Consider the following 21146-nt stretch of genomic DNA (forward strand, 5'->3'; position numbering starts at 1 on the left):
TGTGGGGCAAGCAGCGGGCGACCGACGATGGGTCTCGTCCGCACCATCGCACGGTCGGCTCGCCGGCCCGCACCCGAACCTCGAGGAGATCCCATGTCACAGAACCAGCCCCCGCAGCCCGGACACCCGGGCGGGCACCACCCGCACGCCGGAGGCCGCCACGATCCGCAGGGTCCGCCCCGCCCCCCGTACGGGCATCCCGTGCCGTCCGGCCAGCAGCCGTGGGGCGCAGGCCCGCAGCCCGGCCCGAACGGTTACGGCATGCCCCCGGGCGCGCCCCACCCGGCGCCGCCGAAGCGGAAGTCGATCTTCAAGCGCTGGTGGTTCTGGGTGGGCGTCGTCGTGCTCCTCGTCATCGTCGGCAGCTGCGCGGGAGGAGGCGGCGAGCAGCAGGCCTCTGACGCCGGTCAGGACGCCGCCGGAGAGCAGGATGTGGAGCAGCGCGCCCCGGCGGAAGAAGAGGGTGGCGGCGAGGATGCCGCGGAGGACGCGGCCGCGGCCGAGGCGCCGGAGGAGAAGTCCGCGGGCATCGGCGAGCCGGTCGCGAGCGGGGACTTCGAGGTGACCGTCTCCGATGTCGAGTCCGGGGTCTCCTCGGTCGGTGACGACATGTTCGGGGCAGAGGCACAGGGACAGTTCGTCGTCGTGAGCATGGAGGTGACGAACGTCGGCGACTCGCCGGTGATGTTCTTCTCCAGCGATGTGGAGCTCACCGATGCCGAGGGTCGCACGTACGCCGCCGACGAGGGCTCCGCGATGTACCTCGAGGACAGCAACTCCTTCCTCGAGGAGATCAATCCCGGCAACACGGTCGACGGGATCGTGCTGTTCGATGTGCCCGAGGGCGTGGAGCCCGAAACCCTCGTGTTCCGCGGCGGCCTGTTCGACGAGCCGATCGAGATCGCGATCGGCTGAGCGCCGCAGCCCTCGGGACATCGACCGGGGACCCGGCCGGCGGCACTGCACCGCCGGCCGGGTCGGTGCCGCCGACCGGATCCGTGCACCCCCCGCCGGCGCACCCTCCCCACCCGGCTCGCACCCGCGGCCCTGCGGGTAATACCCTGAGACGGTGACTCCTGAAGAACTCAAGTCGGCCATCAGCGCCGTCATCGCCGAACTCAACGCCGCCGGCCTCGCGATCACCGAGCCGGACACGATCGTCGTCGAGCGCCCGAAGAACCGCGACCACGGCGACTGGGCGTCGAACATCGCCCTGCAGACGGCCAAGCGGGCCGGCCTCAAGCCGCGCGACCTCGCCGAGCAGATCGCCGAGCGGCTGCGCGCCCGCTCCGGCATCGACGCCGTCGACGTCGCCGGACCCGGCTTCCTCAACATCACCCTCGCCGCCGATGCCGCCGGGCGCCTCGCGGCGGACATCGTCGCCGCCGGAGAGTCCTACGGCACCGGTGACGCACTCTCAGGACACGTCGTCAACATGGAGTTCGTCTCCGCCAACCCCACCGGTCCGCTCCACCTCGGCCACACCCGCTGGGCCGCGCTCGGCGACGCGATCGCCCGTGTGCTCCGCGCCGCCGGGGCCGAGGTCGCCAGTGAGTACTACATCAACGACGCCGGCTCGCAGATGGACACCTTCGCGAACTCTGTCCTCGCCCGCATGCACGGTCGCGCGGTCCCCGAGGGCGGCTATCCGGGGCAGTACGTCGCCGACATCGCCGAGGCGATCCGCGCCGAGCGGCCCGCACTCGCCGAGGCCCCCGAGGACGAGGCCCGCGCCGAGGTCCGCGACCGCGCCTACGCCCTGCAGATGGCCGACATCCGCAGCACGCTGCAGGATTTCGGCGTGCACTTCGACGTGTGGTTCTCCGAAGCGTCCCTGCACGCCTCCGGTGCGATCGAGAAGGCCGCCGCCCGGCTCCGCGAGCAGGGCCACGTCTACGAGGACGGGGGAGCGGTGTGGCTGCGCACCACGACCTTCGGCGACGACAAGGACCGGGTGCTCATCCGCGCCGACGGCCAGCCCACGTACTTCGCCGCCGACGCCGCCTACTACCTCGACAAGAAGGACCGCGGCTTCACCGAGAAGATCTACCTCCTCGGTGCCGACCACCACGGCTACATCGGCCGGCTCAAGGCGATCGCGGCGGCCGCCGGCGACGATCCGGAGACGAACATCGAGGTCCTCATCGGCCAGCTCATCTCGATCAACGGGGCGAAGCTCTCCAAGCGCGCCGGCAACATCATCGAGCTGCGCGACCTCATCGACTGGCTCGGCGCCGACGCCGTGCGCTACTCGCTCGCCCGCACCCCGGCGGACTCGCCGCTCACCCTCGACCCCGAGGTGCTCCGCTCGGCGAGCAACGACAATCCCGTCTACTACGTCCAGTACGCGCACGCCCGCGCATGCAGCATCGAGCGCAACGCCGTGACCGCCGGGATCACCACCGAGGCGTTCGACCCCGCCGCGCTCACCGACCCGACGGAGACGGTGCTGCTCGCCGCGCTCGCCGACTTCCCGCGCGTCGTCGCCCAGGCCGCGCAGCTGCGCGAGCCGCACCGGATCGCGCGCTACCTCGAGAGCGTCGCCGGACTGTTCCACAAGTGGTACGACGCCTGCCGCGTGACCCCGCGCACCGATGAGGAGATCACCCCTGTGCACTCCTCGCGCCTCATGCTCGACCGGGCCACCGCGACCGTCTTGGCCAATGGACTCGGGCTCCTGGGCGTCGGCGCGCCTGAGAGGATGTAGGGGTGCCCGCACACATCGCCGGCAGTCTCCACGCCGTCCCGTCCCCGGTCTGGCTGCCGTTCCCCGACGACGTCAACGCGCTCATGCCGAGCCTGTGGTCGGCGAACGTCACCAAGGGCGACGACGGGGTGCTGCGCATCGCCGGGCACTCGGTCGTCGACCTCGCCGCCGCGCACGGCACCCCGATGTACGTCCTCGACGTCGCCGACTTCCGAGCCCGCGCCGCCGAGTTCGCCACCGTCTTCTCCCGCGCCTTCGAGCGCGTCGGCCCGGGTGCCCGCGGCTACTACGCCGGCAAGGCGTTCCTCTGCACCGCGGCCGCCGGCTGGATCGCCGAGGCCGGACTCGGCCTCGACTGCTGCACGCTGGGCGAGCTCATGGTCGCGCAGCGGGCCGGCTTCGACCCCGCGCTCGTCGGCCTCCACGGCAACAACAAGTCGGACGAGGAGATCGCCTATGCCCTCGACTGGGGGATCGGCCGCATCGTCATCGACTCCTTCGACGAGATCCCGCGGGTCGCCGCTGCCGCGGCCGCCCGCGGCATCACCGCACCCGTCATGCTCCGCATCACCGTCGGCGTCGAGGCGCACACCCACGACTTCATCGCGACCGCCCACGAGGACCAGAAGTTCGGGCTCAGCCTACAGGGCGGGGACGCCGCCGCGGCTGCGGCGCAGATCATCGACGCCCCCGAGCTCGAACTCCTCGGGCTCCACAGCCACATCGGATCGCAGATCTTCGACAAGGCCGGGTTCGAGGTCGCCGCCGGCAGGATCATCGGCCTGAGGGCCCAGCTCGAGCGGGCCCACGGGGTCTCCCTGCCCGAGGTCGACCTCGGCGGCGGATTCGGCATCCAGTACACCTCGCAGGACACCCCGACCCCGTTCGCCGAGATCGCCGAGCAGCTCGCCGACCTCGTCGCCAAGGCGTGTGCCGAGCACGGCAGCGCGATGCCGCTCGTGTCCTTCGAGCCCGGTCGCGCGATCGCCGGCCCGGCGATGTTCACCCTCTACCGGGCCGGCACGGTCAAACCCGTCGACACCGGCAGCGGAGTGCGCTGCTACGTCGGCGTCGACGGCGGGATGAGCGACAACATCCGCACCGCCCTCTACGACGCCGACTACTCGTGCACGCTCGCCAATCGCGCCTCGGCCGAACCGCCCGTCGTCGTTCGCGTCGTCGGCAAGCACTGCGAGAGCGGGGACATCGTCGTCCGCGACGAGTACCTGCCGGCCGACATCACCGCCGGCGACCTCATCGCGGTGCCCGGCACCGGCGCCTACTGCCGACCGCTCGCCTCGAACTACAACCACGTGCCCCGCCCCGGGGTGCTCGCCGTCGAGGGCGCCGAGGTCCGCTGGGCGATCCGCCCCGAGAGCTATCAGGACATGTTCGCCACCGACCCCGGGTTCGCGCCCGGGACCGATCCCGAAGAGTGAGAACCCTATGAAATCTCTGCACGTCGCCATGCTCGGCTGCGGTGTCGTCGGCACCGAGGTCGCCCGCCGGATCCTCGAGAACGGGGACGATCTCGCCCAGCGCACCGGAGCGCGCCTCGAGCTCACCGCCGTCGCCGTGCGCGACGCGGACAAGGAGCGCCCCGGCATCCCCGCGGAGCTCCTCACCACCGACGCCCAGGCCGCGATCGCCGGTGCCGACATCGTCATCGAGCTCATGGGCGGCATCGAACCCGCCCGCGAGCTCATCCTCGCGGCGCTGCGCTCGGGGGCCTCGGTGGTGACGGCGAACAAGGCGCTGCTCGCGGAGTCCTACGGCGAGCTAATGCAGGCCGCGGACTCCGCCGAGGTGCGCCTCGAGCACGAGGCCGCGGTCGCCGGGGCGATCCCGATCATCCGCCCCGTCGGCGACTCGCTCGCCGGTGACCGGATCACCCGCGTCATGGGCATCGTCAACGGCACGACGAACTACATCCTCGACCAGATGGACTCCGAGGGGTGGGACTTCGACACCGCGCTGCGCACCGCGCAGGAGCTCGGCTTCGCCGAGGCGGACCCGACGGCGGACATCGGCGGCCACGACGCCGCCGCGAAGGCCGCGATCCTCGCCGCGATCGCCTTCCACACCCCCGTCACCATCGACGACGTCGACGTCGAGGGCATCACCGGCGTCACCGCTGACATGATCGAGACCGCCCGTGCGCAGGGCTTCACCATCAAGCTGCTCGCGATCTGCGAGGAGCTCGCAGACTCGCCCGAGGGCCCGGGAGTCTCCGCCCGCGTGTACCCCGCGCTGCTCCCGCGCGACCACGTGCTGTCCGGCGTCGGCGGCGCGTTCAACGCGGTGTTCGTCGAGGCCGAGGCCGCCGGCGAGCTCATGTTCTACGGCCAGGGCGCCGGTGGGGCGCCGACCGCCTCGGCCGTGCTCGGCGACGTCGTGTCGGTCGGCCGCCGCAAGGTGCTCGGCGGCCGCGGCCAGTACGAGCGCGCGGTCGCGGTGCGCCGTCCGGTGCTGCCGATCTCCGCGATCACCACCCGCTACCAGATCACCCTCGACGTGTTCGACCGGCCCGGGGTGCTCTCCCGGGTGACCGAGGTGTTCGCCTCGGAGCAGGTGTCGATCGAGCTCGTCCAGCAGACCCAGGTCGTCGACGAGCCCGAGGGCACCGAGCAGCGCGCCAAGCTCGTCATCGCCACGCACTCGGGCACCGATGCCGCGCTGCGCCGCACCGTCGACCGGCTCGCCGCGCTCGACGTCGTCAACGCCCTGACCTCGGTGCTGCGCATCGAGGGCCACTGAGCCGCCCGCGCCCCGCCCGCCCGACATGTCCGGAAGGAACCCCATGAACGCACAGCACCGCCACCAGTGGCAGGGAGTCATCGAGGAGTACCGCGGCCTCCTCGACATCGCCGACACCACCGCCGCCGTCACCCTGGGGGAGGGCGGCACGCCGCTCATCCACGCCGCCGGCCTGTCCGAGCGCACCGGTGCCGAGGTGTGGGTCAAGTACGAGGGCATGAACCCGACCGCCTCCTTCAAGGACCGCGGCATGACGATGGCGATCTCGAAGGCCGTGGAGTACGGTGCCAAGGCCGTGATCTGCGCCTCGACCGGGAACACCTCGGCCTCGGCGGCGGCCTACGCGACGAAGGCCGGGCTCACGTGCGCGGTGCTCGTGCCGGCCGGCAAGATCTCGGTGGGCAAGATGAGCCAGGCCGTCGCGCACGGCGCAGAGCTCCTCGAGATCGATGGCAACTTCGACGACTGCCTCACCCTGTGCCGCAAGCTCTCCGAGGCCTACCCGGTGCACCTCGTCAACTCGGTCAACCCCGACCGCATCGAGGGCCAGAAGACCGCGTCGTTCGAGGTCGTCGACCGGCTCGGGCAGGCCCCGGACATCCACGTCCTGCCCGTCGGCAACGCCGGCAACATCACCGCCTACTGGAAGGGCTACCGCGAGTACGCGGAGCTCGGCCTGGCGGACTCCCGCCCGCGGATGTGGGGCTTCCAGGCCGCGGGTGCCGCCCCGCTCGTGCTCGGTCACCCGGTCGACGAGCCGGAGACCGTCGCGACCGCGATCCGGATCGGCAACCCGGCCTCGTGGGAGCAGGCGATCGCCGCCCGCGACGAGTCCGAGGGCCTCATCGACTCCGTCACCGACGACGAGATCCTCGCCGCGCACCGCCTCCTGTCCTCGACCGAGGGGATCTTCGTCGAGCCGGGCTCGGCGGCCTCGATCGCCGGTCTGCTCAAGCGCTCCGACGCCGGAGAGGTGCCGTCCGGAGCGACGATCGTGTGCACGGTCACCGGGCACGGGCTCAAGGACCCGCAGTGGGCGATCCGCACCGCCGACGGCGCGGATCTCGAGCCCACCCGGGTGTCGGTCGACGCCGTGTCGGCAGCCCGTGCGCTCGGACTCGAGGAGGGCTGATGCCGGTGGGCACGCCTGCCGACTCCTCCGTGCGCGGTGACCGGATCCCGGCCGGCCTCGAGGTGCTCGTCGAGGTGCCCGCCACCTCGGCGAACCTCGGCGCCGGCTACGACAGCTTCGGCATGGCGCTCGACATCCGCGATGCGGTGCGCGCCCGGATCACGCCCGCACCCATCGACCCCGAGGCCTGTGTCACCGTCTCCGGCGAGGGCGCGGACGTGCTGCCCCGGAGCACCGCGCACCTCATCCACCGGGTCGCCCGCGAGGTGCTCGCCGCGCGCGGGCTCGAGCTCGGCGACCGCCTCGAGCTCGAGGCCCGCAACGTCATCCCGCAGTCGCGCGGCATGGGGTCCTCGGCCTCCGCCGTCGTCGCCGGCATCGCGATCGCCGACGCGATCGGGCAGGCCGCCGGATGCGAGCCGGAGACCGCCGCCGGCCGGCTGGCCTGGGCGACGCACTTCGAGGGTCATCCCGACAATGCCGCGCCGGCGCTGTTCGGGGGAGTGACGATCAGCTTCACCGACATCGGCGGTGCCGCGCAGTCGGTGTCGGTCCCCGTGGCCGACGGCGTGCGCGCGGTGCTCATCGTGCCCGAAACCCGGCTCGACACCGCGATCGCCCGGTCCCTGCTGCCGGAGACGGTCCCGCACACCGATGCGGCGGCGAACTCCGCGATCGCCGGGCTGTTCGCCTATGCGATCTCCCATGACCCGGGGATGCTCCTCGAGGCGACCGTCGACCGCCTCCACCAGAACTACCGCCGGCCGGCGATGCTCGAGTCTCTCGAGCGCGTCGACGCGCTGCGTGCCGCCGGTCTGGCGGCCGTCGTGTCGGGTGCCGGCCCGACCGTCGCGGTGCTCGGCACCGGTGACGACCTCGCCGAGCGCGTGGCCGCCGTGCTGCGCGGCGATCCCGCCCGGATCCTCGCGACCGCGATCGCGCCGGTGGGGGTCCTCACCACGGTCGTCGACGAGTCCTGAGCACACCGCCCGGGGCTCCACGGAGGGCTCCCAGGCCAGCCGCCCAGCCGGCGGGGAGCAGGGTGGGGGAGCCGAGCGGTGCACGGCGGGTCCGATTCGCGCTGACCGGTGTCGAAGTGTAGGCTGGAGCCGTTCCCTCACGAGAAGTCGTGAGCTGTCAGGTCCGTTCGGATCGACTCCGTCGAGCGTGGCTCTGCTCGGATCGTTACCGTATCGAAGCGGATTCGCCGGGAACATTCTTCGTACCGCATCTGAAATCTTCAGGGTACTCCATTGAGAGCGTGCAGTGTCATGCGCGCCGTCCATCGCTGCGGAATCCATGTACGACTTCCCCGCAGCCGAACGAGGGAGAAGGAACCTTCGTGACTGAGACCACGAACAATGACTCTGCCGCCCGCACGGGAAGCCTGACCGCACTGCGGCTCCCGCAGCTCCAGGAGATGGCAGCAGGTCTGGGTATCAAGGGATACCGGCGTCTGCGCAAGAGCGACCTCATCGACGCCATCAACTCCGCCGGCGGACGGCAGAGCGCCGCCCCGGCCCGCCGTTCGCAGGCCGCCGAGGCGCCCGCCGCTCCCGCTGCCGAGGCGCCCGAGGCCCCGACGACCCCCGCCTCCGCGCCCGAGGCCCCCACCGGGAACATGCAGGGTGCCGAGCAGACCGAGGGCGAGCAGCGCTCGCGCCGCTCGCCGCGCCGTCGCGGCGGCGATGCCGCGCAGGCCGGTGAGACCCGTGGGCAGGGTGCCGAGTCCGGCACCCCCGCCGAGGAGCGCGGCGAGCAGCCCGGCCGCGGTCGACGCCGCGGCGGCGACCGCGACGAGAACCGCGACCAGGGCGACTCCCGCGCCGAGCGCGGGGGAGACCAGGGCGGCGACAAGCGCGACCACGGCAGCGACCGCAGCGATGACCGGAACCGTGATCGTGGGAACGACCGGAACAACGACCACGGCGGCGAGCGGAACAGCGATCGCAACGAGCGGGGCGGCGACCGGAACGGCAACCGCGACCGCAATGACCGCAACAACGATCGCGGCAACGATCGCAACGATCGCGGCAATGACCGGAACAACGACCGCAATGACCGGAACAATGACCGGAACGACCGCAACGACCGCGGCGGCCGGAACCGGGACCGCGGGAACGACCGCCACGACCGCGACTCCGACCGGCGCGGCCGGAACCGGGGGCGCGACCGCAAGCGGCGCGGTGGGCGCAACGACTTCGACGAGCCGGAGCTCCGGCCCGACGACGTGCTCATCCCCGTCGGCGGCATCCTCGATGTCCACGACAACTACGCCTTCCTGCGCACGACGAACTACCTCCCGGGGCCGAACGACGTCTACGTCTCGGCGAACATGGTCAAGCGCAACGGCCTGCGCAAGGGCGACGTCGTCGTCGGCGCGATCCGCCAGTCCCGCGAGGGCGAGCAGCGCTCCGGCAAGCGCGAGAAGTTCGATGCGCTCGTGCGCCTCGACTCCGTCAACGGCCTGAGCGTCGAGGACGCCAAACGGCGCGTCGAGTTCTCCAAGCTCACCCCGCTCTACCCGCAGGAGCGCCTGCGGATGGAGACCACCTCGAAGCAGATCTCCGGACGCATCATCGACCTCGTCGCCCCGATCGGCAAGGGTCAGCGCGGCCTCATCGTCGCGCCGCCCAAGGCCGGCAAGACGATGATCATGCAGCAGATCGCGAACGCGATCACCGCGAACAACCCCGCGGTGCACCTCATGGTCGTGCTCGTCGACGAGCGCCCCGAAGAGGTCACCGACATGGAGCGCGCGGTCAAGGGCGAGGTCATCGCCTCGACCTTCGACCGCCCGGCGGACGACCACACGACGATCGCCGAGCTCGCCATCGAGCGCGCCAAGCGCCTCGTCGAGATGGGCCAGGACGTCGTCGTGCTCCTCGACAACATCACCCGCCTGGGGCGCGCCTACAACCTCGCCCAGCCGGCGTCCGGACGCATCCTGTCCGGCGGTGTGGACGCCAATGCGCTCTACCCGCCGAAGAAGTTCTTCGGTGCCGCGCGCAACATCGAGGGCGGCGGCTCGCTCACCATCCTCGCCACCGCGCTCGTCGAGACCGGGTCGAAGATGGACGAGGTGATCTTCGAGGAGTTCAAGGGCACCGGCAACATGGAGCTGCGCCTCAGCCGCCACCTCGCGGACAAGCGCATCTACCCGGCCGTGGACGTCAACTCCTCGGGCACCCGTCGTGAGGAGAACCTCATGAGCCCGGAGGAGCGGAAGATCATGTGGAAGCTGCGTCGCGTGCTGTCCGGTCTCGAGCAGCAGCAGTCGCTCGAGCTGCTCCTGTCGAAGCTCAAGGAGACCGGCTCGAACGCGGAGTTCCTCATGCAGGTGCAGAAGACGACTCCGCTGCCGAAGTCCGCCGCCGACGAGTACTGATCGATGAGCGCAGGGCATGCCGGCGCGGACATCGAATCGCTCACCCAGACGGTGCGCTCGCTCCTCGACGAGCACGCGCGCGTCGAGCAGGACCTCGCCGACCCGGAGGTGCACCAGCACCCCGGGTCGGCGAGGCGCCTGACCCGGCGCTACGCCGAGCTCGACCAGGTGGCCGAGTGCTGGCGCGAGCTCACCGCCGTCGACGCCGATCTCGGCGCCGCGGCCGAGCTCTCCGCGGAGGACGCGTCCTTCGCCGCTGAGGTCGAGGAGCTCACCGAGCGTCGCAGCGCGCTGCTCGCCCGCCTGCGCGAGCTGCTCGTGCCGCGCGACCCCGACGACGCCCGCGACGCCCTCATCGAGATCCGGGCGGGGGAGGGCGGCGAGGAATCCGCGCTGTTCGCCTCCGACCTCCTGCGCATGTACCAGCGGTGGGCGGACTCCCGCGGCTGGACGACGGAGATCCTCGACCGGACCGCCTCCGACCTCGGTGGCAGCAAGGACGTCACCCTCGCTGTGAAGTCGAAGGACGGGGGAGTGTACGGCTGGCTGCGGTTCGAGGGCGGCGTGCACCGCGTGCAGCGCGTACCGGTGACCGAATCGCAGGGCCGGATCCACACCTCGGCCGCCGGCGTGCTCGTCTTCCCCGAGGTCGACGAGCCCGAGGAGGTCCAGATCGCGGACTCCGACCTCCGGATCGACGTCTACCGCTCCTCGGGACCCGGAGGCCAGTCCGTCAACACCACCGATTCCGCCGTCCGGATCACCCACCTGCCCACCGGCATCGTGGCGAGCTGCCAGAACGAGAAGTCGCAGCTCCAGAACCGCGAGGCCGCGATGCGCATCCTGCGCGCCCGGATCCTCGCCCGCCAGGCGGAGGAAGCGGCCGCCGCCGCCAACGACCTGCGCCGCACCCAGGTGCGCACGGTCGACCGCTCCGAGCGGATCCGCACGTACAACTTCCCGGAGAACCGGATCGCCGACCACCGCACGGGGTACAAGGCCCACAACCTCGACCAGGTGCTGTCCGGCCAGCTCGACCCGGTCATCGAGTCCTCCCGGGCCGCCGAGCGCGCCCGCCGGCTCGACGCGATCGGCTGAGCCCTGATGCCCGCTCCCACCCCCGACGCCGTGCTCGCCGTCACGGCCGACCGGCTGCGTGAGGCCGCAGTGCCCTCGCCGGCGGCCGACGCGCGGCTGCTCCTCGCCCACGCCTGGGACTGCACCCCGGGTGAGCTCGGGCTGCGCTCCCTGCGCGGCACCGCCGTCCCGGAGCCCGTGCGCGCCCGCCTCGCCGACCTGCTCGAGCGCCGCTGCGCCCGCGAGCCGCTCCAGCACATCACCGGCTCCGCCGCCTTCCGCTACCTCGAGCTCGCTGTCGGCCCGGGGGTCTTCATCCCGCGCCCCGAGACCGAGCTCCTCGTCGATCAGGTGATCGCCGCCGCCCGCGGCATCGAGCGGCCGCGCATCCTCGATCTGTGCACCGGCTCCGGCGCGATCGCCCTCGCCGTCGCGACCGAGGTGCCCGGCAGCACCGTCGTCGCGGTGGAGAAGGAAGAAGCCGCGCTCGCCGCCGCGCATCGCAATGTCGACACCCACCGGCACGCCGTGGCAGCCGCCGGCAGCACGGTCACGCTGCTCGCCGCCGACATCCGCGAACTCCCGGAGATCGGCGCCTTCGACGTCCTCGTCTCCAACCCGCCCTACATCCCCGCCGGACGCACGCCGGACGCCCCCGAGGTCGGGGAGCACGACCCGGCGAGCGCGCTGTTCGGCGGGGGCGCCGACGGCATGGAGCTGCCGGCAGCAGTGGTGCGCGCCGGCGTCCGGGTGCTCCGACCCGGCGGCACGATCGTCGTCGAGCACGACGACACCCAGGGTGCGGCGCTGCGCACCCTGCTCACGGCGAGCGGCTTCACCGGTGCGCGCACCCACCGCGATTACACTGACAGGGACCGCTTCACGACCGCCGCACTACCGGAAGAGAGCTGATGTCACGCACCTTCGACGTCCGCAACGACGATGTCCGTGATCTCGTGTTCGAGGAGTGCGCCCGCGTCGTGCGCGCCCAGGGGCTCATCGTGCTCCCCACCGACACGGTGTACGGCATCGCCGCCGACGCCTTCTCCCCGGAGGGGGTGGCGAAGCTCCTCGCCGCCAAGGGCCGCGGCCGGGACATGCCGCCGCCGGTCCTCGTCGGCCGGCGCGAGGCGCTCATGGGGCTCGCCGAGGTCGCCGACGAACGCATCCTCACGTTGACGAAGCGCTTCTGGCCGGGTCCGCTCACGATCATCTGCACCGCCCAGCCGTTCCTCGACTGGGACCTCGGCGACACCCACGGCACGGTCGCGATCCGGATGCCCGACGAGGACCGGACGCGCGAGCTCCTCGTCCTCACCGGGCCGCTCGCGGTGTCGAGCGCGAACACCACGGGATCCCCGGCCGCCTCGACCGCGGACCAGGCCGAATCGATGCTCGGCGATGCCGTCGACGTCTACCTCGACGGCGGCCCGGTGCTCGGCGGGAGGTCCTCGACGATCGTCGACATGACCGCGCGACCCCCGCGCCTCGTCCGCTCCGGCCCGATCACCCACGGGCAGCTTCTCGAGGTCGTGCCGGACCTCGTGGATGTGGACGGCTGAGTGCGCGCCTACCTGTTCATCGTGGTGATCGCTGCGATCACCACCTACCTCGTGACCCCGATGGTCCGGCGCATCGCGGAGCGGGGACTGATCTTCTCGCCCCTGCGCGAACGCGACGTCCACTCGGTGCCCACACCGCGCCTCGGCGGGGTCGCGATCTTCGCCGGCGTCATGGTCGGGCTGCTCTTCGCCTCCCGCACCCCGTTCCTCGAGGAGCTCTTCGAACAGCCCGCGCCGGTCATCGGGATCGCCGGGGCCGCGGCGATGCTCTGCCTGCTCGGCGTCATCGACGACATCTGGGACCTCCACTGGATCACCAAGCTCGCCGGGCAGACGCTCGCCGCGGGCTTCATGGCGCTCAACGGGGTCGCGATGCTCTCGATCCCGTTCAACGAGGTCATCATCGGCTCGCCCCGGATGTCGATCATCGTCACGGTGCTCGTCGTGCTCGTGACGATCAATGCGGTGAACTTCGTCGACGGCCTCGACGGGCTCGCCGCCGGAGTGGTGACGATCGGGGGAGTGGCGTTCTTCGTCTACTCCTACGGACTGGCCGTGGACACGAGCCCGGACAGCTACGCCAACCTCGCGTCCCTCATCATCTCCGTGCTCGTCGGCGCCTGCCTGGGCTTCCTGCCCCACAACTTCAACCCCGCACGGATCTTCATGGGCGACTCCGGCTCGATGCTCATCGGCCTGCTCCTCGCCGCCTCGACGATCCGCGTCACCGGCCAGGTCGACCCGGCGCTGCTCGGCCGCGAGCGCGTCCTCCCCACCTTCCTCCCGATCATCCTCCCGGTCGCGGTGATGTTCCTGCCGCTGCTCGATCTCATGCTCGCGGTGGTGCGCCGCATGCTCGCCGGCCAGTCGCCGTTCTCCGCCGACGCCAAGCACCTCCACCACCGCATGCTCCGGCTCGGCCACTCCCACGCCCGCGCCGTGCTCCTGCTCTACCTGTGGACGGCGATCTTCGCCTTCGGCACGGTCTCCTTCCTCATGCTCCCGCCGGGCACCGTGATCTCCGTGCTCCTCGTCGCGATCGCCGTGACCCTCATCCTGACGTTCTACCCGCTGCGTGCCCGTCTGCGGGCCAAGGAGGAAATATGACTGCCCACGACACCGTCCGGACGATCATGCGCGGCATCATCGTGCGCGGTCTGCTCATCACCGCCGTCATCGCCGTCATCGCCACGATCGTCGGGTATCTCGTCGCCGGCATGCCGGGGGTGTGGGGCGCCCTCATCGGCGCGGCCACCGCATTCGTGTTCTTCGCGATCACCGCGCTCCTCATGCTGCTCACCGCGGACTCCTCGCCGGTGGTCATGGCCGGAGCCGTGCTCGGCGGCTTCCTCCTCAAGGTCGCCGGCCTCATCGCGCTCACCGCGAGCCTGCGGAACCTCGACTTCTACGATCCCTGGGTGCTCTTCGTCACACTCGCCGTCGGTGCCTTCGCCTCCCTCATCGTCGACGTCGTCACGGTGCAGCGCGCCCGCCTCCCGATCATCGACCCGAAGTAGGCGCCCGGAGGGCCGGGGGCACCCCGCCCGGAGCGGCGATCCGGTTTGGTCTGGCCCTCTACGGTTGGTAGAGTGACTGTGGAATCGCCGTGGAGTGCCTGAGCGCACACCGTGCAGATTTCACAGGCGCCAGCCCCACCTCCCATCCCGTCCGGGATCGAGGTGCGCTCGCCGGTCAGTGTTCGTCCATGGTGGTCAATCGGGAGCCCGGTTCGCCCCGCCGAGTCGTCAGGAGTCAGCCCTGTTCACTCCAGCTGCCTTGTCACCGACAATGCTTCTCGCAGCGAGCGAGGGAGGCGGTTTCCACGCCCCCGGTCTCGAGGAGTTCTATCCACCGGCAGTTCTGTTCGCGGGCACTCCGTTCGAGCTCAACCGGATCATGATCATCCGGATCCTCGTGAGCCTGCTGCTCGTGCTGCTCTTCGTGTGGCTCCTGCGCAACCCCAAGCTCGTCCCGGGGCGCGGTCAGTCGATCGCGGAGATGGTGCTCGACTTCGTCCGCAAGGGCATCGCCTACGACATGCTCGGCAAGAAGGACGGCGACCGCTTCTTCCCGCTCATCGCGGTGATCTTCCTGTCGGTCTTCGCTCTCAACATCACCGGCATCATCCCGTTCCTCAACATCTCCTCGAACGCGAACATCGGCATGCCGCTCGTCATGGCCCTCGTCGCCTACGTCGTCATGATCGGCGCGGGCATCAAGGCGCAGGGCGGCGGCCAGTACCTCAAGAGCCAGCTCTTCCCGGCCGGCGTGCCCAAGGCGATGTACCTCCTCGTGACCCCGATCGAAGCGGTCTCGACCTTCATCGCCCGCCCGCTCAGCCTCACCCTCCGACTCACGTTCAACATGCTCGTCGGACACCTCCTCCTGGTGCTGTGCTTCGCGGCCACCCAGTACTTCATCGTCGAGCTCGGCGGGGCCTGGGCGGCCTTCGGCGCACTCACCTTCATCGGCGGCTTCGCGTTCACGCTGTTCGAGATCCTGGTCGCGATCCTGCAGGCCTACATCTTCGCGCTGCTCACCGCCGCCTACATCCAGCTCAGCGTGTCCCAGGACCACTGAGCCGGCCCATTGAACCTGTCAACCAACGGCTAGGAACGAGTCCGACCCACCAGTCGGATTTCAGTAATCGGAAGGAAGAACCCACGTGGACACCACCATTCTCGCCGAAGTCTCCGGCAGCATCTCGACCGTCGGATACGGCCTGTCGGCCATCGGCCCGGGTATCGGCATCGGCATTCTCGTCGGCAAGACCGTCGAGGGCATGGCCCGCCAGCCGGAGGTCTCCGGTCAGCTGCGCACCACCATGTTCCTCGGCATCGCGTTCGTCGAGCTCCTGGCGTTCCTCGGCGTCGCCGCACACTTCATCTTCGCCGTCTGATAACGGAAGCAGAGCGATCACATGACCCCGATTTCAGTGCTTGCAGCAGGAGAGACTGCCAACCCCCTGCTGCCGGCGACCTATGACATCATCTGGTCAGCGGTCTGCTTCGCCATAATCTTCTTCGCCTTCTGGAAGCTCGTGCTGCCGAAGTTCAGGGACATCCTGGACGAGCGCGCACAGGCCATCGAAGGCGGCATCGAGAAGGCTGAGCGGGTGCAGGCGGAGGCCGACGAGGCCCTCGCCGAGTACCAGAAGCAGCTCGCCGACGGTCGCGCCGAGGCCGCACGGCTCCGGGCCGAGGCCCAGGAAGAGGGCGCGCAGATCCTGGCAGAGATGAAGCAGAACGCCAACGACGAGGCCGAGCGCATCATCGCGCAGGCCAAGGCGCAGATCGAGGCCGAGCGGCAGGCCGCGATGGTCTCGCTGCGCGGTGAGGTCGGCGGCATCGCCACCGATCTGGCCTCGCGGATCGTGGGCGAGAGCCTGCGCGACGACCAGCGCGCCGCGAACGTCGTCGACCGCTTCATCGCCGACCTCGAAGCGCAGACCCCTGCGGCTCAGCCGGTGAAGGAGTACTGATGCTCCAGTCGAGCAGAAGCTCACTCGCCCTCACGCTGCAGGACCTGGACACCGCCCTCGGGCAGGGTTCCGGTGCCGCGCTGGCCGACGGCCTGCTCGGCATGGTCTCGGTGCTGGCGGACAACACCCAGCTGCGCCGTGCCATGGCGGACTCGGCGATCGAAGCCGAGCGCAAGCGCGGTGTGCTCACGAGCCTGTTCGCCGATTCGGTGGACGAGCGCGCGCTCGACATCGCCCTCGCCGCGGCCGCCCGTCACTGGGCACGGGCGCAGGACTACGTCACCGCGCTCGAGGTCGCCGGCGTCACGGCGGTCGCGGCCGAGGCCCAGACCGCCGGCCGGCTCGGGCAGGTCGAGGAGGAGCTGTTCCGCTTCAGCCGCCTGCTGGAATCCGATCACGAGCTCGGCTGGGCCTTCGAGTCCGCCGCGCCCGCGGAGTCCAAGCGTGCGCTCGTCGCGGACCTGCTCGGCTCGAAAGCCTCGACCGACACCGTCCGTCTCGCCTCCCAGGCAGCAGCGCACCCGCGCGGCCTGCGGGTCTCGGAGACGCTGGACACCTACTCCGAGGTGCTCGCGGCGCGCCAGCAGCGCTCCGTCGCCGAGGTGACGGTCGCCCAGCCGTTGAGCCCCGAACAGCAGGACCGTCTGACCGCAGCGCTCTCCGCCTCCTATGGCAGGGAGCTGGTCCTCAACGTGCACGTCGATCCCGAAGTCGTCGGCGGAGTGCGCGTGCAGGTCGGCGATGAGGTGATGAACTCGACGATCTCGGATCGTCTGGCAGACGCCCGTCGCCGGCTCGCCGGCTGACACACCACCGCCCGCGCACCTCGGGCACACATACACGGTATGGAGCGGTCCACCCGACCACCTCGGGGACGCTCTTCGAAAACAAGGAAGCAGGGAAACCAGATGGCGGAACTGACAATTCGTCCGGAGGAGATCCGGGACGCCCTGGGGAAGTTCGTCGAATCGTACAACCCGCAGGGTGGAGACAAGACCGAGGTCGGCAAGGTCATCACCGCCGGTGACGGCATTGCCAGCGTCTCGGGCCTGCCCGGCGTGATGGCGAACGAGCTCCTCCGGTTCGAGGACGGCACCCTCGGCCTCGCCCAGAACCTCGATGAGCGCGAGATCGGTGCCGTCATCCTCGGTGACTTCGAAGGCATCGCCGAAGAGCAGAACGTCTACCGCACCGGCGAGGTCCTGTCGATCCCGGTCGGCGACGGCTACCTCGGACGCGTCGTCGACCCGCTCGGCAACCCGATCGACGGACTCGGCGAGATCGCCTCCACCGGCCGCCGCGAGCTCGAGCTCCAGGCCGCCGGCGTCATGGACCGCAAGGAGGTCAAGGAGCCGCTGCAGACCGGCCTCAAGGCCATCGACGCGATGATCCCGATCGGCCGCGGACAGCGCCAGCTCATCATCGGCGACCGCAAGACCGGCAAGACCGCGATCGCGCTCGACACGATCATCAACCAGAAGGCCAACTGGGAGTCCGGCGACCCGAAGAAGCAGGTCCGCTGCATCTACGTCGCCTGCGGCCAGAAGGGCTCGACCATCGCCTCGGTGCGCCGCAGCCTCGAGGAGTCGGGTGCGCTCGAGTACACCACGATCGTCGCCTCCCCGGCCTCCGACCCCGCCGGCTTCAAGTACCTCGCCCCCTACGCGGGCTCGGCCATCGGCCAGCACTGGATGTACGAGGGCAAGCACGTCCTCATCGTGTTCGACGACCTGTCGAAGCAGGCCGAGGCCTACCGTGCGATCTCCCTCCTGCTGCGCCGTCCGCCGGGTCGTGAGGCCTACCCGGGCGACGTGTTCTACCTCCACTCCCGCCTGCTCGAGCGCTGCGCCAAGCTGTCGGACGCGATGGGCGGCGGTTCGATGACCGGCCTGCCGATCATCGAGACCAAGGCGAACGACGTCGGAGCCTTCATCCCGACGAACGTCATCTCGATCACCGACGGCCAGATCTTCCTCCAGTCGGATCTGTTCAACTCGAACCAGCGCCCCGCGGTCGACGTCGGCATCTCGGTGTCGCGCGTCGGCGGCTCCGCCCAGACGAAGCCGCTGCGCGGTGTGTCGGGCACGCTGAAGATCTCGCTCGCGCAGTACCGCTCGCTCGAGGCCTTCGCGATGTTCGCCTCGGACCTCGATCCTGCGACCAAGCAGCAGCTGGCCCGCGGCGCCCGCCTCACCGAGCTGCTCAAGCAGAACCAGTTCTCCCCGATGTCGGCGGAGAAGCAGACCGTGTCGATCTGGGCCGGCTCCGAGGGTCACCTCGACGACATCCCGGTCGAGGACGTGCTGCGGTTCGAAGCGGAGTTCCACGAGCACCTCGAGCGGAAGACGAATCTGCTCGACACGATCCGTGATCTCACCGCCAAGCTCTCCGATGAGATCATCAGCGAGCTCGATCAGGCGATCACCGACTTCAAGGCCGGCTTCCAGCCGTCCTCGGATGCGGGCATCCACGCCGGCTCGGAGGAGTTCGACTCCGCCCAGGCCGACGAGGTGCAGCAGGAGAAGATCGTCAAGCAGTCGCGCGGGTCCTCGGCCAAGAAAGCCTGACCGACCCCATGACGCTCGCTAGCGAAAGGAACATCTGATGGGAGCCCAGCAGAGGGTCTTCAAGGCGAAGATCAACTCCACGAAGTCCTTGCGGAAGATCTTCAAGGCCATGGAGCTCATCGCTGCGTCCCGGATCCAGAAGGCGATCGGACGCGTGCAGGCCGCGAGCCCGTACGCGAATGCGCTCACCCGTGCGGTGTCCGCCGTCGCCACGCAGTCGAACGTCGATCACACCCTCACCACCGAGCCCGAGAACGCGCAGCGGGCCGCGGTGGTCGTGATCGGCCCCGACCGCGGATTCGCCGGCGCCTACTCGGCGAACGTCATCCGTGAGGCCGAGGAGCTCGTCCGCATGCTCGGCGAGGACGGCAAGCAGGTGTCGCTGTACACCGTCGGCCGCAAGGCGGAGACCTACTACACCTTCCGGGAGCGCGAGCTCGCCCGGGCGTGGACCGGGTTCTCCGAGGCGCCGGAGGCCGCTCACGCCCGTGAGATCGGCGAGCAGCTCGTCGAGGCGTTCCTCACCGACACCGCCGACGGCGGCGTCGACGAGATCTACCTCGTCTACACCCGCTTCATCTCGAGCATCGCCCGTGAGCCGGAGTACCGTCGGCTCATCCCGCTCGAGGTCGTCGAGGCGGAGGACGACTCGAGCGTGCCCGAGGTGCGCACCGAGCCGACCGCGCCGAGCTTCGAGCAGGATCAGGTGTTCCCGCTCTACGAGTTCGAGCCGAGTGCGGAGGAAGTGCTCGATGCGCTGCTCCCGCGCTACATCGACTCGCGGATCCTCGCCGCCCTGCTCAACGCCTCGGCGGCGGAGCAGGCGGCTCGCCAGCAGGCGATGAACACTGCGGTGGACAACGCCGACGAACTCATCAAGACCTACACCCGGTTGGCCAACACGGCCCGCCAGGCCGAGATCACTCAGGAACTCACTGAGATCGTCGGCGGTGCCGACGCCCTCGCCGCCTCCGGCGGCGAGTGACCGGTCACCTACGAGAGCAGAGAAGAAAGAAGACCATGACTGCCACAGTTACGGAAACCCCCCAGGCACAGGGGACCGTTGGCCGGATCTCCCGCGTCATCGGCCCCGTCGTGGACGTCGAGTTCCCGCTCGACTCCGTGCCGGCCATCTACAACGCGCTGACCACCGAGGTCACGCTGTCCGAGGGGACCCGCAAGGTCACCCTCGAGGTCGAGCTGCAGCTCGGCAACGGCATCGTCCGCGCGATCTCCCTGCAGCCGACCGACGGCCTCGTCCGCGGCCAGGAGGTCGTCGACTCCGGTTCCCCGATCACCGTGCCCGTGGGCGACGTGACCAAGGGCAAGGTCTTCAACGTCACCGGTGACGTCCTCAACGGCTCGATGATCGACGAGCCCTACGAGATCACCGAACGCTGGCCGATCCACCGCAGCGCGCCGAACTTCGACCAGCTCGAGTCGAAGACCCAGATGTTCGAGACCGGCATCAAGGTCATCGACCTCCTCACCCCCTACGTGCTCGGCGGCAAGATCGGCCTGTTCGGCGGCGCGGGCGTGGGCAAGACCGTGCTCATCCAGGAGATGATCACGCGTGTGGCCCAGGACCACGGCGGTGTGTCGGTGTTCGCCGGAGTCGGCGAGCGCACCCGTGAGGGCAACGACCTGATCTTCGAGATGGACGAGTCGGGCGTGCTCGACAAGACCGCGCTCGTCTTCGGCCAGATGGACGAGCCGCCGGGCACCCGCCTGCGCGTCGCGCTCACCGGTCTGACCATGGCGGAGTACTTCCGCGATGTGCAGAACCAGGACGTGCTCCTCTTCATCGACAACATCTTCCGCTTCACCCAGGCCGGCTCCGAGGTCTCCACGCTGCTGGGCCGCATGCCCTCGGCCGTGGGCTACCAGCCGACCCTGGCCGACGAGATGGGTGTCCTGCAGGAGCGCATCACCTCGACCCGCGGCAACTCGATCACCTCGATGCAGGCGATCTACGTCCCGGCCGACGACTACACCGACCCGGCCCCGGCGACGACCTTCGCGCACCTCGATGCGACGACTGAGCTCAGCCGTGACATCGCCTCGCGCGGCCTCTACCCGGCCGTGGACCCGCTCGCCTCGTCCTCGCGCATCCTCGACCCGCTCTACGTGGGTCAGGAGCACTACGACGTGGCGACCGAGGTCAAGCAGATCCTGCAGAAGAACAAGGAGCTGCAGGACATCATCGCGATCCTCGGCGTCGACGAGCTCTCGGAGGAGGACAAGCTCACCGTGCACCGCGCGCGCCGGATCGAGCAGTTCCTCTCCCAGAACACCTACACCGCGCTCCAGTTCACCGGTGTCGAGGGCTCGACCGTGTCGATCAAGGACACCATCGAGGGCTTCCGCGGCATCTGCAACGGCGACTTCGATCACATCCCGGAGCAGGCGTTCTTCAACGTCGGCGCGATCGACGACGTGCTGCGCAACTACGACGAGCTCCAGAAGAAGGGCTGA

At 70.0% G+C, this 21146-nt stretch carries 19 protein-coding genes; all 19 read left to right on the forward strand.

Translation table 11 applies throughout. The features are described 5' to 3' along the window. Positions 1 to 93: 93 nt before the first annotated feature. The gene (locus MTQ12_RS06800) at positions 94 to 915 is read left to right on the forward strand and encodes a DUF4352 domain-containing protein (protein ID WP_247425346.1); all 822 of its coding nucleotides are present in this window, start codon (positions 94 to 96) and stop codon (positions 913 to 915) included. 154 nt (positions 916 to 1069) lie between these two features. Beyond that, positions 1070 to 2707, forward strand: coding sequence for an arginine--tRNA ligase (gene argS, locus MTQ12_RS06805; RefSeq protein WP_247425348.1), 1638 nt, complete (start codon positions 1070 to 1072; stop codon positions 2705 to 2707). A gap of 2 nt (positions 2708 to 2709) precedes the next feature. Then, positions 2710 to 4146 (forward strand): diaminopimelate decarboxylase, encoded by a 1437-nt coding sequence (gene lysA / locus MTQ12_RS06810; protein WP_247425349.1) that lies wholly within the window; start codon positions 2710 to 2712, stop codon positions 4144 to 4146. Between the two features lie 7 nt (positions 4147 to 4153). Further along, a complete protein-coding gene (locus MTQ12_RS06815; RefSeq protein ID WP_247425351.1) occupies positions 4154 to 5464 on the forward strand; it encodes a homoserine dehydrogenase in 1311 nt (436 codons plus the stop codon). 43 nt (positions 5465 to 5507) lie between these two features. Next, on the forward strand, positions 5508 to 6596 hold the full coding sequence (thrC, locus tag MTQ12_RS06820; RefSeq protein ID WP_137319407.1) for a threonine synthase: 1089 nt from the start codon (positions 5508 to 5510) through the stop codon (positions 6594 to 6596). Then, positions 6596 to 7576, forward strand: coding sequence for a homoserine kinase (gene thrB / locus MTQ12_RS06825; RefSeq protein ID WP_137319408.1), 981 nt, complete (start codon positions 6596 to 6598; stop codon positions 7574 to 7576). The genes thrC and thrB overlap by 1 nt, the downstream gene beginning before the upstream one ends. A gap of 362 nt (positions 7577 to 7938) precedes the next feature. Then, the gene (gene rho / locus MTQ12_RS06830; protein WP_247425353.1) at positions 7939 to 9984 is read left to right on the forward strand and encodes a transcription termination factor Rho; all 2046 of its coding nucleotides are present in this window, start codon (positions 7939 to 7941) and stop codon (positions 9982 to 9984) included. A gap of 3 nt (positions 9985 to 9987) precedes the next feature. Continuing rightward, positions 9988 to 11082 carry a peptide chain release factor 1 gene (gene prfA, locus MTQ12_RS06835; RefSeq protein ID WP_137319410.1) on the forward strand — a complete coding sequence of 365 codons (1095 nt, stop codon included), beginning with the start codon at positions 9988 to 9990 and terminating at the stop codon, positions 11080 to 11082. Between the two features lie 6 nt (positions 11083 to 11088). Beyond that, positions 11089 to 11973, forward strand: coding sequence for a peptide chain release factor N(5)-glutamine methyltransferase (gene prmC, locus MTQ12_RS06840; protein ID WP_247425355.1), 885 nt, complete (start codon positions 11089 to 11091; stop codon positions 11971 to 11973). Beyond that, positions 11973 to 12623 (forward strand): L-threonylcarbamoyladenylate synthase, encoded by a 651-nt coding sequence (locus tag MTQ12_RS06845; protein WP_137319412.1) that lies wholly within the window; start codon positions 11973 to 11975, stop codon positions 12621 to 12623. Before prmC ends, MTQ12_RS06845 begins: the two co-directional genes overlap by 1 nt. After that, on the forward strand, positions 12624 to 13730 hold the full coding sequence (locus tag MTQ12_RS06850; protein ID WP_247425358.1) for an MraY family glycosyltransferase: 1107 nt from the start codon (positions 12624 to 12626) through the stop codon (positions 13728 to 13730). It begins immediately after the preceding gene. Continuing rightward, on the forward strand, positions 13727 to 14140 hold the full coding sequence (locus MTQ12_RS06855) for a hypothetical protein (RefSeq protein WP_247425360.1): 414 nt from the start codon (positions 13727 to 13729) through the stop codon (positions 14138 to 14140). Before MTQ12_RS06850 ends, MTQ12_RS06855 begins: the two co-directional genes overlap by 4 nt. 271 nt (positions 14141 to 14411) lie before the next feature. Next, on the forward strand, positions 14412 to 15203 hold the full coding sequence (atpB, locus tag MTQ12_RS06860; RefSeq protein ID WP_247425362.1) for a F0F1 ATP synthase subunit A: 792 nt from the start codon (positions 14412 to 14414) through the stop codon (positions 15201 to 15203). Between the two features lie 85 nt (positions 15204 to 15288). Beyond that, positions 15289 to 15522 carry an ATP synthase F0 subunit C gene (atpE, locus tag MTQ12_RS06865; protein WP_137319416.1) on the forward strand — a complete coding sequence of 78 codons (234 nt, stop codon included), beginning with the start codon at positions 15289 to 15291 and terminating at the stop codon, positions 15520 to 15522. Between the two features lie 21 nt (positions 15523 to 15543). Continuing rightward, on the forward strand, positions 15544 to 16104 hold the full coding sequence (locus MTQ12_RS06870) for a F0F1 ATP synthase subunit B (RefSeq protein ID WP_137319417.1): 561 nt from the start codon (positions 15544 to 15546) through the stop codon (positions 16102 to 16104). Further along, positions 16104 to 16910, forward strand: coding sequence for a F0F1 ATP synthase subunit delta (locus tag MTQ12_RS06875; protein WP_137319418.1), 807 nt, complete (start codon positions 16104 to 16106; stop codon positions 16908 to 16910). Before MTQ12_RS06870 ends, MTQ12_RS06875 begins: the two co-directional genes overlap by 1 nt. A gap of 102 nt (positions 16911 to 17012) precedes the next feature. Then, positions 17013 to 18671: a F0F1 ATP synthase subunit alpha gene (atpA, locus tag MTQ12_RS06880; RefSeq protein WP_137319419.1), complete on the forward strand. Its 1659-nt coding sequence runs from the start codon at positions 17013 to 17015 to the stop codon at positions 18669 to 18671. A 37-nt stretch (positions 18672 to 18708) separates the two neighbouring features. Next, a complete protein-coding gene (locus MTQ12_RS06885; protein WP_247425364.1) occupies positions 18709 to 19656 on the forward strand; it encodes a F0F1 ATP synthase subunit gamma in 948 nt (315 codons plus the stop codon). Positions 19657 to 19691: 35 nt separating this feature from the next. Next, complete coding sequence (gene atpD / locus MTQ12_RS06890) at positions 19692 to 21146, forward strand: F0F1 ATP synthase subunit beta (protein WP_137319421.1); 1455 nt, start codon at positions 19692 to 19694, stop codon at positions 21144 to 21146.

Source organism: Brevibacterium sp. R8603A2, from assembly GCF_023072605.1.
GTDB lineage: Bacteria > Actinomycetota > Actinomycetes > Actinomycetales > Brevibacteriaceae > Brevibacterium > Brevibacterium pityocampae.